The organism is Xanthomonas boreopolis (assembly GCF_046529185.1).
Classification (GTDB): domain Bacteria; phylum Pseudomonadota; class Gammaproteobacteria; order Xanthomonadales; family Xanthomonadaceae; genus Pseudomonas_S; species Pseudomonas_S boreopolis.
Genome location: NZ_CP097162.1, coordinates 2,533,786 through 2,546,871, shown reverse-complemented (window position 1 = coordinate 2,546,871; position 13,086 = coordinate 2,533,786). Strand labels below are relative to the sequence as shown.

Sequence of the window (13,086 nt, the reverse complement as noted above, 5' to 3'; positions counted from 1 at the left end):
GGTGGTTCCGGCATAGACGTCGGCGGTCCTAGGAGTGCGCCCAGGACGGTGCGGTGGTCGGGCCCGCGCCAAGGAAGAAGCCGAACTGGATGTTCATCATCCCCACGGGTTCCAGGAAACGACTGTTGCGCAGCGGGCCGGCGTCGACCGGGACAAAGCCGAGCCTGGTTGCCAGTTCCTGTACCGTGGTTTTTGCTGCGGCATCATCGCTGGCGATGAAAGCCTGGAGGCGTTTGCCAGCGTGCGCGTCGGCGGCAACCAGTTGGGCGAAGATGGTGTTGAATGCCTTCACAACACGTGCTGACGGCGCCACCGCCTGGATCTGTTCCGCTGCGGATGTCGTCAGCCCGACGACCAGATTCTGGAAGTCCTCGCTCAGCGGATTGCTGACATCGATCAGCACCTTGCCGCTCAGGTCGCCCGCGTCGGCCAGGATACCGGCGATGGCCTGGTAAGGCAGGGCCAGCAACACCACGTCGGCGAGCTTGAAGGCGGCGGCGATGCCACCGCCTTGTACCTGTGGGCCGACTGCGTGAGCGAGGGTGGCTGCCTTGCCCGGATCACGATCACCGACGACGACCTCGAACCTGGCCTCGGCAAGCGCACGGGTGTAGGCGCCGCCGATGTTGCCGGTTCCGATGACTGCGACCTTCATGGGGAGCCTCCTGAGGGGCTATGGGAAAGTAGCTATGCTAGATTTGGATGGAAACGAGAAAAATGTCTAGAATTGGATTTCATTGGAAACCCAGGAGTTCAAATGGATCGTCTTACGAGCCTCGCCGTGTTCGTCAAGGCGGTGGATCTGGGTTCTTTCAGCGCAGCGGCCGATGCCCTCAAAATGTCCTCGCAGCTGATCGGGCGACATGTCCAGGGGATCGAGCAACGTCTGGGCGTGCGGCTTCTCAACCGAACTACGCGGCGCCAGAGCCTCACGGACTTCGGACGCGTGTTCTACGAGCGTGCCCGGATCATCCTGGCCGAGGTCGAGGCGGCAGAAAGCTTGGCGGAAGAGACGCGGGCCGTGCCCACCGGGCGGCTGCGCGTCAACGCGCCGGTCAGCTTTGGTATGCGTGTGTTGGCACCACGCCTGCCCGATTACATGAAGCGCCATCCCCACATCGAGGTGGATCTGAGTCTGAGCAACCGAGCTGTGGATCTGACCGATGAAGGTTATGACGTCGTGTTCCGTGTCGGTGAGCTGACCGACAGTCGGCTGATCGCACGCCCTTTGGCGCCCTATCAACTGGTGCTGTGTGCCGCGCCAAGCTATCTCGATGGACGGCCTGCGCCGACCTCACCCCAGGATCTGCAGCAGCACGAATGCCTGGGCTTTTCACATACCGAACTGCGGACTCACTGGACGTTTGATGGACCGGATGGCCGTATCACCGTCCCGGTCTCCGGGCGGCTGATGGTCGATCACGGCGAGCCGCTGCTGTGCGCCGCCCTGGCGGGTATGGGGGTCATGTTGCAGCCACTCGAATTGGTGCGTAAAGCGCTGGCAGATGGCCGCCTGGTGCGCTTGCTGCCGGCATACGAGGTGCCGTCGCGACCCATGCATGTGCTCTATGCACCAGATCGACGGATAACCCCGAAGCTCAGGAGCTTCCTGGACTTCGCCGTGGAAGCCTTCGGGCCTGACCCGTGACCCGGCAGGCCGCCGCTGGTGGAGCCTGACGATCAACCCACGGGGCAGCGTGGAACGTTGCCCAATAATGCCATTTGACACCTGAGACGCCTTTTCAATCTTCGTGCAGCACGAATGGCTTGGGTGCGTGCCACGTAGAGCCTGCGAAAGCTAGGGTGCCGTCGGGACAAGTGTCAGGTAGGGGTTATTGGGTGGAGCCTGATCGAATAGTTGGAAGGTATCGTCCATAAGGTAGCCATGCAGTCGGCGCGATTTGCGCGGACCAGTGACTTCACAGGTCCAGATGTTCAGGCCGCTGTCCTGCTTGCGGTGCAGTTGCAGCCTCTCGAATCGCTTCTGCACCCACTGCCAGTCGGGGATCTGCTCCTGATTCGCAATCGATGCCACTTGCGGGTGCTCCCGAGCGTAGCGTTGGAATACGCCGGGACTGACTAGGTAGATCATATTGGCCACGGTATGCACCAGCGCCTTGGAATCGTTGATGATCAGCTTGCGCGACTGGACACCCTGCTTCAGCCATTCAACGAAGTGCTCGCCTGACGGGCTTGCGACGGGCTTGGCAGGCGCTTTGTCCAGGAAGACGGCTTGCGCCTCGATCTCACTGGGCGAGCTACGTTCGACGAGCGGTGGCGGCAACTCTACGGCAGGTCGAGGTTCTGTCTCCGCCACGCTGTTCGTGCTGAACAGTTCCAGCAGAGCATCGAGGTCATCGCCAGAGGGAGCTGCAGGTGGTGACGCCATTGCCATGACCGAAGCGGTAGCGTCAGGTGATGGCGGTGGCGTTCCGTCCTCGGCTGCTGGCGCGGTGACCACCGTGACGGTGCCTGCAAACGGTACAGGACGATCACTCCCTTCCCATATCAAGGCCGGCGCCAGGCGCAACAGCGTGAAGGTGTATGACCAGCCACTGTCGCTGCTTATGGTCGCCCGCCAGATCGCCTTGCCGTCGGGCGTAGGCTGGAGGATGCCGTGGTCCTGCAGCACGTTGAACACCGCGCTGTTGCTGGTCGGAATGCCGTCGATGCCCTGCGACAGCAGGTGCGCGCGCAGCTTGTCCGAGACGGTCTTGCTCACCAGCCACAGGGCATCCTGCGTCAGCCAGCCATCGGCGGGGCCGGCCTGGTTGAGTTTCAGTTCCTCACGCAACAGGTAGCGCAGGCCATCGAGCAGCTTGCGCTGCAGCGCGTGCTTCGGCGCCGCCATCGCCTTCGCCGGGTCGCCGCCCAGCGCTTGGGCAACCGAGGCGCGGTCGGCCTGGATCACCAGTTCGCCAAGGACGCCGGCATGTTCGTACTGCCCGGCCAGCACATAGAGCAGAGACGACCACAGCAGAGGGAAGCCGCTGAGCCAGTCTAGGATGTCGCGGTCGAGCAGGCGGATGTAGAGCAACCCGGAAGCTGCGCTGTGCAGGCGGTACTCCCGGTCGGGTCGATAGCGGAAACGGTAGCGCTGCTGCAAGGGGCCATGCCAGGGGTGCCAGAGGCTGCCGTCGGCCTGTTCGACGTGCAGGTCGACAGCAACCTTGCCGATGTCGTGCAACAGCGCAGCGTAGGCCGCGGCAGCGGTCCAGGCTTCAGATTGCGCGGTCTGGTCTTCGGGCGTGGTGCCGCTGGGGAGCAAGTAGGACTGCCGCAGCTTGAGCGCATATGCCACGACCTCCAGGCCGTGATCCAGCATACCCCCAGGATAAGCGTGATGATGCGACTCGGAGGCCGGAAACTGCTGGACGAGTTCGGCATAGTGTTCCAGGGGCTCCAGGTACAGCGCGGTGAACTGCTTGCGGGACAACGCAGTGCGTTGCCAGATGTGTTCCAGGAGTTTCTTCCGCCGCGAAGTCGCCAGCAGCGTCGAAGCCGACTGCGGCCGCAGCAGCCCTTTCGGGGGATCAGTGGGCGGCATTGGCGCTGCGCGGATGATGGGCGGTGCTTTTTTCCGCTGGAACAGCGAGAGCATGGTGAAGTCCTGTTGAGGGGCGGGCGGGAGAGCCTTTTGGCCTTTTCGGGTAGGGCCTTTCCCCTTGACTCCGTTCCCTTGCCCCTTGCCGGCCCTTTCCACTCTGGTGTAGAGGCGACAGGACACGCTAGCTACTATCTATACGGCAAGGGAGGTGCCCTGATTCATTGTGCAGGGCATCTGCATGCCAATCACGGTTGGCTTTGACAATGCCCCTCTGAGGGCTGGCATCGAGAGTGCTGCTGCCTAGTGCTCCGCGTACATCTCCGGTATCAAGCCCTTCACCAGCTCGACGTATTTGGAGGTGTCGTTGACACGATGGTTGAATATAACCGGCGAAATCGCGCGAGGGCTGTCGATCATCCGGAAATGCACGTCCTGGCGCATTTGCCGCGCTGAGGATGGAATCAGGCATACACCGAACTCGGCTGCGACCAAGCCCAGGGCTGTCTGTATTTCGCGCACTTCTAGCACTTCTCCAGGCTGCACTCCATGCCCATGCAGCACGTTCAACACTTCGTCAGCAAACCCGGGGCGCGGCTCCTTGGGGTACACAATCAGTCGTTGTCTGGACAATTGCTTGATCGGTAGCGGCGCTGTTTCTTGAGCCATCGGTGAGTTGGTCGGCACGGCCACTGCGAGGCGCTCTTCATGCAGCACGGTGCCCGCCACACTTGGATCGCTGTGGCGCACCCGGCCAAACCCGATGTCGATGCGCCCTTCCTTCAAGGCCGGTATCTGTTGTACCGACATCAGTTCCACGAGTTGAATGTCCAGTTCAGGTGCGCATTGGCGGAGTTTCCTAACCAATATTGGCAAGCCGCCATACAACGTGGATGCCACGAAACCGATCGACAACACGCTGCGCTGGTGCATCCCGACTCTACGGGTAGCGACTTGTAACTGCTCCACGCGGCCAAGGATCTGCATTGCTTGCTCGAAGAACAGACGACCTGCATCGGTCAGCCGTACAGGACGCGAATTGCGAATCAGCAATGAGACACCAAGCTCCTCCTCAAGCGACTGGATCTGTCTACTCAACGGTGGTTGCGCGATGCCGAGCTGCTCGGCGGCTCGGGTGAAGTTGCGCTCACGGGCCACGGTGACGAAATAGCGAAGCTGACGCAGATCCATAGACTTTAGTCGCATTAGGCGTGTTCAGGTAACAATGCTGGCAAGGTATGGTGCGGTGCACAATCCCATATTTTGCACCATCTTAACGCATATCAATACTTTTAGGGTATTGAAAGTGACGCAAAAGGTGTTGGACGGCACGGAAATTGCCCGGTTAAAACGGCAACATGAACGCCGTCCTTGCCAGTGCAATAGCTTCAGCCTCCCCGTCCATCGAACGGGTGGAGACCTGTCTGGTCGATCTGCCCACCGTCCGACCGCACAAGCTGTCGGTGGCGGTGATGAACGGCCAGACCCTGATGCTGGTCAAGGTGTATTGCAGCGATGGCACCGTCGGCATCGGCGAGGGCACCACGATCGGCGGCACCGCTTACGGCGGCGAAAGTCCCGAGAGCATGAAGCTCAACATCGACAGCTATTTCGCACCGGTGATGATTGGCCAGGATGCCAACGGTGTGCAGGCACTGATGGCCCGCATCGGCAAGATGGTCAAGGACAACCGCTTTGCCAAGAGCGCGGTCGAAACCGCTTTGCTGGACGCGCTGGGCAAGCGTACCGGTCTGAGCATCAGTGAATTGCTCGGCGGCCGCCGTCGCGAACGCCTGCCGGTTGCGTGGACGCTGGCTTCCGGCGATACCGCGAAGGATATCGCCGAAGCAGAACGCTTCCTTGCCGAGCGCCGTCACAACATCTTCAAGCTGAAGATCGGTGCCAAGGACATCAAGACCGACATCAGGCACGTGGCCGAGATCAAGAAGGCGGTTGGCGATCGCGGGTCCGTGCGGGTGGACGTGAACATGGCCTGGGGCGATACCGATGCGGCCTGGGGCATGGCCGCGCTGGCGGACGTCGGATGCGACCTGGTCGAGCAGCCTGTCGCCACCGCTGCTGGCCTGGTGCGGTTGAAACAGCAACGTTTCCGCGTGCCCTTGATGGCCGACGAGTCCATCACCGGCCCACAGGTCGCCTACGAAATCGCCAAGGCCGGCGGCGCCGACGTGTTCGCGATCAAGATCGAGCAGAACGGCGGGCTGTTCGCCGCCCAGCGCACCGTGGCCATCGCCGATGCCGCGGGTATCGAGTTGTACGGGGGCACCATGCTCGAAGGCGCCGTCAGTACGGTGGCATCCGCGCACCTGTTCAGCACTTTCAACGAACTTAAGTGGGGCACTGAACTTTTCGGGCCTTTGCTGCTGACCGAGGAAATTCTGACCCAGCCGCTGGACTACAGCGAATTCTCGATGGCGGTTCCAAGCGGCCCAGGCCTGGGCCTGGAACTGGATGAGGAGAAGCTCAAGCGCTTCACCCGCAGCGGTTTCACCAAAATTACTCAATAGGTAGGAAGACGAAGATGCTTTTCCACGTACGTATGGACGTGAACATTCCCGGCGATCTCGATCCGCAGATCCGCACCGACACGATCGCCAGGGAAAAGGCGTATTCGCAGGAGCTGCAGAAGTGCGGCAAGTGGCGCCACATCTGGCGCATCGCCGGCGAGTACGCGAACTACAGCATCTTCGATGTCGAAAGCAACGAGGAACTGCACAACCTGCTGGCGGGGTTGCCGTTGTTTCCGTACATGAAGATTTCAGTGACGCCCCTGTTGCGTCATCCATCGTCGATCCGTGAGGACGATACCTGATCAATCTCGGCGAACCAGGTGGCCTGTGACGAGCCTGGTTGCAGCTTCAATGACAACCCGGTGAGGAGGGAACAACAATGAGCGTCAAGGTTTTCAATACGAAGGAAGTCCAGGATCTGCTGAAGGCGGCTACCAATATCGACGGCGAAGGTGGCGACAAGCGCGCCAAGGAAATCGTCCACCGCTTGTTGAGCGACCTGTTCAAAGCCATCGACGACCTGGACATCACCGCTGACGAAATCTGGGCCGGAGTGAACTACTTCAACAAGCTCGGCGCCGATGGCGAAGCCGCACTGCTGGCCGCCGGTCTCGGTCTGGAGAAATACATCGATATTCGCCTCGACGCCGAAGACGTCGCTCTGGGATTGACCTGGGGCACGCCTCGCACCATCGAGGGGCCGTTGTACGTCGCCGGTGCTCCGGTCAAGGACGGCGTGGCAAAGATCGACATCGTCGATGACCCGGATGCAGGCCCGCTGGTGATTCGTGGAAGCGTGGTTGGGCCCGACGGCCAGCCTGTCGCCGGCGCGTTGGTGGAATGCTGGCATGCGGATTCCCGGGGCTTCTATTCGCACTTCGATCCAACCGGGAAGCTGCCGGAGTTCGACCTGAGGGGCGCGGTGCGCACCGGGACCGATGGGAAGTACGAATTCCGCACGCTCATGCCGGTCGGCTACGGGTGTCCGCCGCAGGGCGCTACCCAGCAATTGCTCAATGTGCTGGCCCGCCACGGCAATCGGCCTGCGCACGTCCATTTCTTCGTCACCACGGACCAGTTCCGCAAGCTCACCACGCAATTCAACATCGAAGGCGATCCCCTGATCTGGGATGACTTCGCCTACGCGACGCGCGAAGAACTGATTCCGCACGTGATCGAGAAGACCGGTGGTGCAGCGCTCGGGCTGAAAGCCGATGCCTACAAGGAGATCGAGTTCAATTTCACCCTGACCCCGCGGGTGCACGGCGTGGACAATCAACTCGTCCATCGTCCGCGCGCCGAAGTCAAGGCCGCGTAGGCCCCGCAATGCTCGGCGGCGGCGCGATCCATTGCCGCTTCGTTCGAAACATGCGACGCACCGACCAAGGGAGCAGGGAAATGGAACGCAAGAGCATCACATTGATGTTGGCGGTAGGCGCATCGTCGGTAACCATGCCGGCGAGTGCGACCGAGGGTGGTGGCCAGATGTACGCACCCGGCATCGAGAACTTCATGGCGGGTGCAATGCCGCCGCCGGGGATGTACGGCATTGTCTATGCCTATTCGTATTCGGCGGACAAGCTGCGCGACAATTCCGGTCGCGAAATCCACAACGACTTCGACCTCGACGTCAACGTCATCGCCCCACGCCTGATCTGGGTAACGAATCAGCACCTGCTGGGTGGGCAACTGGCATGGCACGTGCTCGTGCCCTTCATGGATCAGCGAGTTTCGCTCAGCCCGGCCGCAGGGATGCATGTGAGCGACCACAAGTTTGCGCAGGGTGACATCACATTCGGGCCGGCCATCGGCTATCACTATTCGCAGCACGCGCACGGCCTTCTGGCGCTGGATATATTCGCGCCGACTGGCGCTTACGACGTCAACGACATCGCCAATACCGGGCGAAACTACTGGGCGGTGCAGCCGCTGTACGCGTTCGACTATGTGAATCCCGATGGCCTCAACTTCTCCGCGAAGGTGATGTACGAGTTCAATGCCAAGAACTCGGACACACACTATAAATCCGGGCAGGAGTTCATCGCGGATGTCGCTGTCGGCTGGAGCGTTGGGCAACACTGGACGTTGGGTGTCGGCGGTTTCGTTTATCGACAGACCACCGATGACAAACAGTATGGCCAGACCATTGCCGACTACAAGGGGCGCGCCTACGCTCTCGGGCCGGACGTGAAGTACGACAGCGGCAAGGGCTGGTTCGTCACGGGCAAGTACGCTCCGGAATTCGACGTTCGCAATCGGCCACAAGGCTCGGTGTTCACGGTCAAGGCGACGTTTCCGCTATGAGGAGTGCGCCGAAATGAGCTCCCGATCCTCCCTCCCGGCATTGCGCATCGGCATCGTGGGCGGCGGCATCGCCGGCGTTGGCTTGGCGCTTGGCCTGCGGAATTGTCCTCATCTGGACGTGCAATTGTTCGAGTCGGCATCGGCCTTCGGTGAGATCGGTGCCGGAGTGTCCTTCGGTCCGAACGCCGTGCGCGCCATCTCTGGCCTGGGCATGGGCGAAGCCTACGAGGCCCTGGCCGACTCCACCCCGGCACCCTGGCAGGACATCTGGTTCGAGTGGCGCAATTGCGAGGATGCCGGCTACATCGGCGCCAGCATCGCGCCCGGGTTGGGGCAATCGTCGGTGCACCGGGCCGACTTCCTCGATGCGCTCGCCAAGCGCCTGCCGGCCGCGATGACGAACTTTGGCAAGCGTGCGTGTGCCCTGGAACAGGACGCTGATGGCGTGCGTGTGCGTTTCGTCGACGGTAGCGAATACGGCTGCGACATGCTGATCGCGGCCGATGGCATCAAGTCTTCCCTGCGGGACCTGGTCTTGGGGGCATCGGGGCATCCAGGCGTCTCGCCGCGATTCACCGGCACCTGCGCGTATCGCGGCATGATCGACAGCCAGCGCCTGCGTGAGGCCTTCACCGTTGCGGGCGTGGACACGCATCTGGTCGATGTGCCCCAGATGTACCTGGGATTGGATGCGCACATTCTGACCTTTCCGGTGAAGAAGGGGCGCCTTGTCAACGTGGTGGCCTTCGTATCGGATCGGACCATCCCCCACCCCGAGTGGCCGCAGGGACAGCCGTGGGTGCGTGAGGCAAGTCGCCGTGAAATGCTCGATGCCTTCGGGCATTGGGGGACGGCGGCACGTACCTTGTTGGAATGCATCGATGCGCCGACCTACTGGGCGCTGCACGACTTGGCGCAGTTGCCGACCTACATACACGGGCGTGTCGCGCTGATCGGAGACGCCGCGCACGCGATGTTGCCGCACCAAGGGGCGGGCGCTGGCCAGGGCCTGGAAGATGCCTATTTTCTTGCCCGGTTGCTGCAAACGGCGGCTCCGGATCGCGGGCAGATCCCGGCGCTGCTGGAGGTCTATGACCGCGTTCGTCGCCCGCGGGCCTGTCGTGTCCAACAAACCTCGTGGGAGGCGGGCGAGTTGTACGAGCGGCGCAGTCCGGAAATTGGCAACGATCCGGTACTGCAGGGGCAGGCGCTCGCGTCCCGGTTTGATTGGCTGTGGAACCACGATGTCGATGCCGACATCGCACGGGCACGGCGCGAACTGGGATGGGCCGCAAGCTCGGCGTGACGATAGCGTATCGCCCGGTGTTGGCCTGCGCCGACATCGCGATTCAGCGATCCGGGAAGAGGATCCAACCTGATGAAACTTCAATGATCGACAAGACATTCAAGACGTGCGCGGAAGCGGTGACCGATATCCATGATGGCGCGACAGTCATGATCGGCGGGTTTGGCACGGCAGGCATGCCGGATGAGCTGATAGACGCCCTGATCGCGCACGGTGCACGCGAGTTGACGCTGATCAACAACAATGCAGGCAACGGGGACAGCGGAGTGGCGGCGCTGATCGCGAACAAGCGGGTGAGAAAGATCATCTGCTCGTTCCCGCGGCAGAGCGATTCTTGGCATTTCGACGCAGCCTACAAGGCAGGCGAGATCGACTTGGAACTGGTACCCCAAGGCAACCTCGCTGCACGCATCCATGCAGCCGGTTCGGGGCTGGGCGCGATCTTCACGCCGACCGGCTACGGGACCGAGTTGGCAAAAGGCAAGGAGACGCGCGAGATCGATGGCAAGCACTATGTGCTCGAATTCCCCATCTCCGCGGATTTCGCCCTGATCAAGGCGGGCAGGGGCGACCGTTGGGGCAATCTCGTGTACCGCAAGACCGCGCGCAACTTTGGCCCGATCATGGCGATGGCGGCGAAAACCACCATTGCGCAGGTCGGGGAGATCGTCGAGCTGGGTGCGCTTGATCCGGAGAGCATCATCACGCCTGGCATCTTCGTGCAACGCGTGGTCGCAGTTGGAGGGAAAAGCCGATGAGCGCACAGCTGTGGAGCCGAGAACAACTTGCCGCACGCGTGGCCAGGGACATTCCCGAAGCGGCGTATGTCAACCTGGGGATCGGCTTGCCGACGTCGGTCGCCAACTATCTGCCGAAAGACAAGGAAATCTTCCTGCAATCGGAAAATGGTCTGCTCGGCATGGGGCCGGCGCCGGAGGCGGGCAAGGAGGATCCCGAACTGATCAATGCCGGCAAGCAGCCGGTCACCTTGCTCGCCGGCGGCGCGTTTTTCCACCACGCCGATTCGTTCGCGATGATGCGCGGCGGGCATCTGGACATTTGCGTGCTCGGTGCCTTCCAGGTCGCCACGAACGGCGATCTGGCGAACTGGAGTACCGGTGCCCCGGATGCGATCCCGGCGGTGGGCGGCGCGATGGACCTGGCCATCGGCGCCAAACAGGTATTCGTGATGATGGATCTGCTGACCAAGAAAGGCGAGAGCAAGCTTGTCGAGCACGTCACCTATCCCGTCACAGGCCTGGGCTGCGTCTCCCGGGTGTATACCGACCACGGCGTGTTCGATGTCGGCAAGGACGGCGCGAAGGTGGTTGAAATGGTCGAAGGCACCACGCTCGACGAACTGCGCCGGCTCACCGGCGTGCACCTCGAACTGGCCATGTAAAGGGAGAGATTGAATGTCCGAAGCCTTCATTTGCGATGCTGCCCGTACGCCGATCGGTCGCTATGGCGGGATCCTGGCGAACATCCGCGCCGACGACCTCGGTGCGCTGCCGATTCGGGCCCTGCTCGAACGCAATCCGGATCTCGATCCGCAGGCGGTCGACGAGGTGTTCTACGGCTGTGCCAACCAGGCCGGCGAGGACAATCGCAACGTGGCGCGGATGAGCCTGCTCTTGGCCGGATTGCCGGTTTCGGTGCCAGGCGTGACGCTCAACCGCCTGTGCGCGTCGGGGCTGGAGGCGGTAGGCCAGGCCGCGCGTGGCATCAGGACGGGCGAACTCGACCTCACCATCGCGGGCGGCGTGGAGTCAATGAGCCGGGCGCCCTTGGTGATTGGCAAGGCTGATACGGCCTTTGGCCGGGCGCAGCAGCTGGAAGACACCACGATGGGCTGGCGCTTCGTCAACCCCGAACTGAAAGCGCTCTACGGCACCGAGACCATGCCGCAGACCGGTGAGAACGTGGCCACCGACTACCGGATCAGCCGCGAAGACCAGGACGCATTCGCCCTGCGTAGTCAACAACGCGCAGCGCAGGCGCAGCGGTCGGGATTCTTTGCCGAAGAGATCATTCCGGTGCAGGTGCCGGGCAAGAAAAGAGGCGAGATCGTCCAGGTTTCCATCGACGAACATCCGCGTCCTGACACCAGCCTGGAGGCGCTGGCGAAGCTGAGGGCCTTGTTCGCTGACGGCACCGTGACCGCCGGCAATTCCAGCGGCATCAACGACGGTGCGGCGGCACTGGTGATTGCCTCGGAGGACGCCGTCAAGCGGTTTGGCCTGACCCCGCGTGCGCGAATCCTCGGACTTGCCTCGGCGGGCGTCGAGCCCCGGGTGATGGGGGTAGGCCCGGTACCGGCGGCGCGCAAGCTGATGGCGCGTCTGGGCCTGGACATCGGTGATTTCGACGCCATCGAACTCAACGAGGCCTTCGCCAGCCAGTCGCTGGCGGTGCTGCGCCAGCTCGGGCTGGCCGACGATGCGCCGCAGGTCAATGCCAATGGCGGCGCGATCGCCCTGGGGCATCCGCTGGGCATGAGCGGGGCGCGGCTGGCGTTGACCTTGACCCACCAGTTGGAGAAGACCGGTGGCAAACTCGGACTGGCCACGCTGTGCATCGGCGTGGGCATGGGCCTGGCACTGGCCGTCGAGAGGGTGTGAGCATGGCCTTCATCGAACTCGCCACGCACAGGTTGCACTACACCGTCGATGGCGTCGCCGGGCCGTGGCTGCTTTTCTGCAATTCGCTCGGCACCGACCTGCACATGTGGGACGCGCAGGTGGCTGAGCTATCGCGGCGGTTCCGCGTGCTGCGCTACGACCGGCGTGGCCATGGTCGCTCGACCACACCACCACCACCGTATGCGCTGGAAGATTTGGGCAATGACGTGATTGCCCTGCTGGATGCACTGGAGATCGAGAAGGTTCACTTCTGCGGCCTGAGCATCGGCGGCTTGACCGGGCAATGGCTCGGGGTGAACAAGGGCGATCGCCTGGACAGGCTCGTGGTCTGCGCCACCGCGGCCAAGATCGGTTCGGCGGACGGGTGGAAGGCCCGCATCGAGCAGGTGCAGGAACAAGGCCTGGAGCACATGGCCGCGGCCACCGCCGAGCGCTGGTTCACGCCCCGGTTCAATGCCGAGCACAAGCCGGTGGTGGATGAGATCCTCGCCGCCTTCGTCGCTGTGGATCCCGATGGCTACAACGGCTGTTGCGCAGCGCTGGCCGGCGCGGATCTGCGGGAAGAGATCCACACGATTCCCCATCCTCTGCTGGCGGTCTCCGGCGACGATGATCCGGTGTGTCCGCCGGGTGACCTGCAGTCCATCGCTGACGCCGTCCGGCATGGAAGGCATGTCTCACTGGGGGGGCGGCATATCGTCAACATCGAATCGGCATCGGCGTTCAATGCGCTGTTGCTGGAGTTCCTGCGGGAGTGAT

The 13,086-nt window shown here is 62.5% G+C and carries 13 protein-coding genes; 10 read left to right on the top strand and 3 right to left on the bottom strand.

Features of this window, described 5'->3' with window-relative positions; genetic code table 11:
• Positions 1-28 precede the first annotated feature (28 nt).
• A complete protein-coding gene (locus M3M27_RS11405) occupies positions 29-655 on the bottom strand; it encodes an NADPH-dependent F420 reductase (RefSeq protein ID WP_140720680.1) in 627 nt (208 codons plus the stop codon).
• Positions 656-757: 102 nt separating this feature from the next.
• Here M3M27_RS11405 and M3M27_RS11400 point away from each other — a divergent pair, with 102 nt between their 5' ends.
• Positions 758-1,648, top strand: coding sequence for a LysR family transcriptional regulator (locus tag M3M27_RS11400; protein WP_140720682.1), 891 nt, complete (start codon positions 758-760; stop codon positions 1,646-1,648).
• Positions 1,649-1,798: 150 nt separating this feature from the next.
• Here the strand turns inward: M3M27_RS11400 and mobH are convergent, their stop codons facing one another.
• On the bottom strand, positions 1,799-3,601 hold the full coding sequence (mobH, locus tag M3M27_RS11395) for a MobH family relaxase (RefSeq protein ID WP_140720684.1): 1,803 nt from the start codon (positions 3,599-3,601) through the stop codon (positions 1,799-1,801).
• A gap of 246 nt (positions 3,602-3,847) precedes the next feature.
• On the bottom strand, positions 3,848-4,735 hold the full coding sequence (locus tag M3M27_RS11390; RefSeq protein WP_140720686.1) for a LysR family transcriptional regulator: 888 nt from the start codon (positions 4,733-4,735) through the stop codon (positions 3,848-3,850).
• Positions 4,736-4,902: 167 nt separating this feature from the next.
• On the opposite strand from M3M27_RS11390, the gene M3M27_RS11385 reads away from it, so the two are divergent.
• From M3M27_RS11385 to pcaD, 9 genes are all read left to right on the top strand, one after another.
• Positions 4,903-6,072 (top strand): muconate/chloromuconate family cycloisomerase, encoded by a 1,170-nt coding sequence (locus M3M27_RS11385; RefSeq protein ID WP_140720688.1) that lies wholly within the window; start codon positions 4,903-4,905, stop codon positions 6,070-6,072.
• Between the two features lie 14 nt (positions 6,073-6,086).
• Positions 6,087-6,377, top strand: a complete 291-nt coding sequence (gene catC, locus M3M27_RS11380) for a muconolactone Delta-isomerase (protein ID WP_140720690.1) — start codon at positions 6,087-6,089, stop codon at positions 6,375-6,377.
• A gap of 77 nt (positions 6,378-6,454) precedes the next feature.
• Positions 6,455-7,393 (top strand): catechol 1,2-dioxygenase, encoded by a 939-nt coding sequence (catA, locus tag M3M27_RS11375; protein WP_140720693.1) that lies wholly within the window; start codon positions 6,455-6,457, stop codon positions 7,391-7,393.
• Between the two features lie 80 nt (positions 7,394-7,473).
• Entirely contained in the window at positions 7,474-8,379 is a 906-nt protein-coding gene (locus M3M27_RS11370; protein WP_177497617.1) for a SphA family protein, read from the top strand.
• 13 nt (positions 8,380-8,392) lie between these two features.
• Positions 8,393-9,685, top strand: a complete 1,293-nt coding sequence (gene salA, locus M3M27_RS11365) for a salicylate 1-monooxygenase (RefSeq protein ID WP_140720696.1) — start codon at positions 8,393-8,395, stop codon at positions 9,683-9,685.
• Between the two features lie 83 nt (positions 9,686-9,768).
• Positions 9,769-10,443, top strand: coding sequence for a 3-oxoacid CoA-transferase subunit A (locus M3M27_RS11360; protein ID WP_140721917.1), 675 nt, complete (start codon positions 9,769-9,771; stop codon positions 10,441-10,443).
• Entirely contained in the window at positions 10,440-11,087 is a 648-nt protein-coding gene (locus M3M27_RS11355; protein WP_140720698.1) for a 3-oxoacid CoA-transferase subunit B, read from the top strand. The genes M3M27_RS11360 and M3M27_RS11355 overlap by 4 nt, the downstream gene beginning before the upstream one ends.
• Before the next feature lie 13 nt (positions 11,088-11,100).
• Entirely contained in the window at positions 11,101-12,306 is a 1,206-nt protein-coding gene (gene pcaF / locus M3M27_RS11350) for a 3-oxoadipyl-CoA thiolase (protein ID WP_140720700.1), read from the top strand.
• A gap of 2 nt (positions 12,307-12,308) precedes the next feature.
• The gene (gene pcaD / locus M3M27_RS11345) at positions 12,309-13,085 is read left to right on the top strand and encodes a 3-oxoadipate enol-lactonase (RefSeq protein ID WP_140720702.1); all 777 of its coding nucleotides are present in this window, start codon (positions 12,309-12,311) and stop codon (positions 13,083-13,085) included.
• The last annotated feature ends 1 nt before the right edge of the window (position 13,086 follow it).

Excerpts from the sequence above, each read along its gene's own strand:
- M3M27_RS11405 (WP_140720680.1), bottom strand. The coding sequence starts at position 655 with ATGAAGGTCGCAGTCATCGGAACCGGCAACATCGGCGGCGCCTACACC.
- M3M27_RS11400 (WP_140720682.1), top strand. The coding sequence starts at position 758 with ATGGATCGTCTTACGAGCCTCGCCGTGTTCGTCAAGGCGGTGGATCTG.
- mobH (WP_140720684.1), bottom strand. The coding sequence starts at position 3,601 with ATGCTCTCGCTGTTCCAGCGGAAAAAAGCACCGCCCATCATCCGCGCA.
- M3M27_RS11390 (WP_140720686.1), bottom strand. The coding sequence starts at position 4,735 with ATGGATCTGCGTCAGCTTCGCTATTTCGTCACCGTGGCCCGTGAGCGC.
- M3M27_RS11385 (WP_140720688.1), top strand. The coding sequence starts at position 4,903 with ATGAACGCCGTCCTTGCCAGTGCAATAGCTTCAGCCTCCCCGTCCATC.
- catC (WP_140720690.1), top strand. The coding sequence starts at position 6,087 with ATGCTTTTCCACGTACGTATGGACGTGAACATTCCCGGCGATCTCGAT.
- catA (WP_140720693.1), top strand. The coding sequence starts at position 6,455 with ATGAGCGTCAAGGTTTTCAATACGAAGGAAGTCCAGGATCTGCTGAAG.
- M3M27_RS11370 (WP_177497617.1), top strand. The coding sequence starts at position 7,474 with ATGGAACGCAAGAGCATCACATTGATGTTGGCGGTAGGCGCATCGTCG.
- salA (WP_140720696.1), top strand. The coding sequence starts at position 8,393 with ATGAGCTCCCGATCCTCCCTCCCGGCATTGCGCATCGGCATCGTGGGC.
- M3M27_RS11360 (WP_140721917.1), top strand. The coding sequence starts at position 9,769 with ATGATCGACAAGACATTCAAGACGTGCGCGGAAGCGGTGACCGATATC.
- M3M27_RS11355 (WP_140720698.1), top strand. The coding sequence starts at position 10,440 with ATGAGCGCACAGCTGTGGAGCCGAGAACAACTTGCCGCACGCGTGGCC.
- pcaF (WP_140720700.1), top strand. The coding sequence starts at position 11,101 with ATGTCCGAAGCCTTCATTTGCGATGCTGCCCGTACGCCGATCGGTCGC.
- pcaD (WP_140720702.1), top strand. The coding sequence starts at position 12,309 with ATGGCCTTCATCGAACTCGCCACGCACAGGTTGCACTACACCGTCGAT.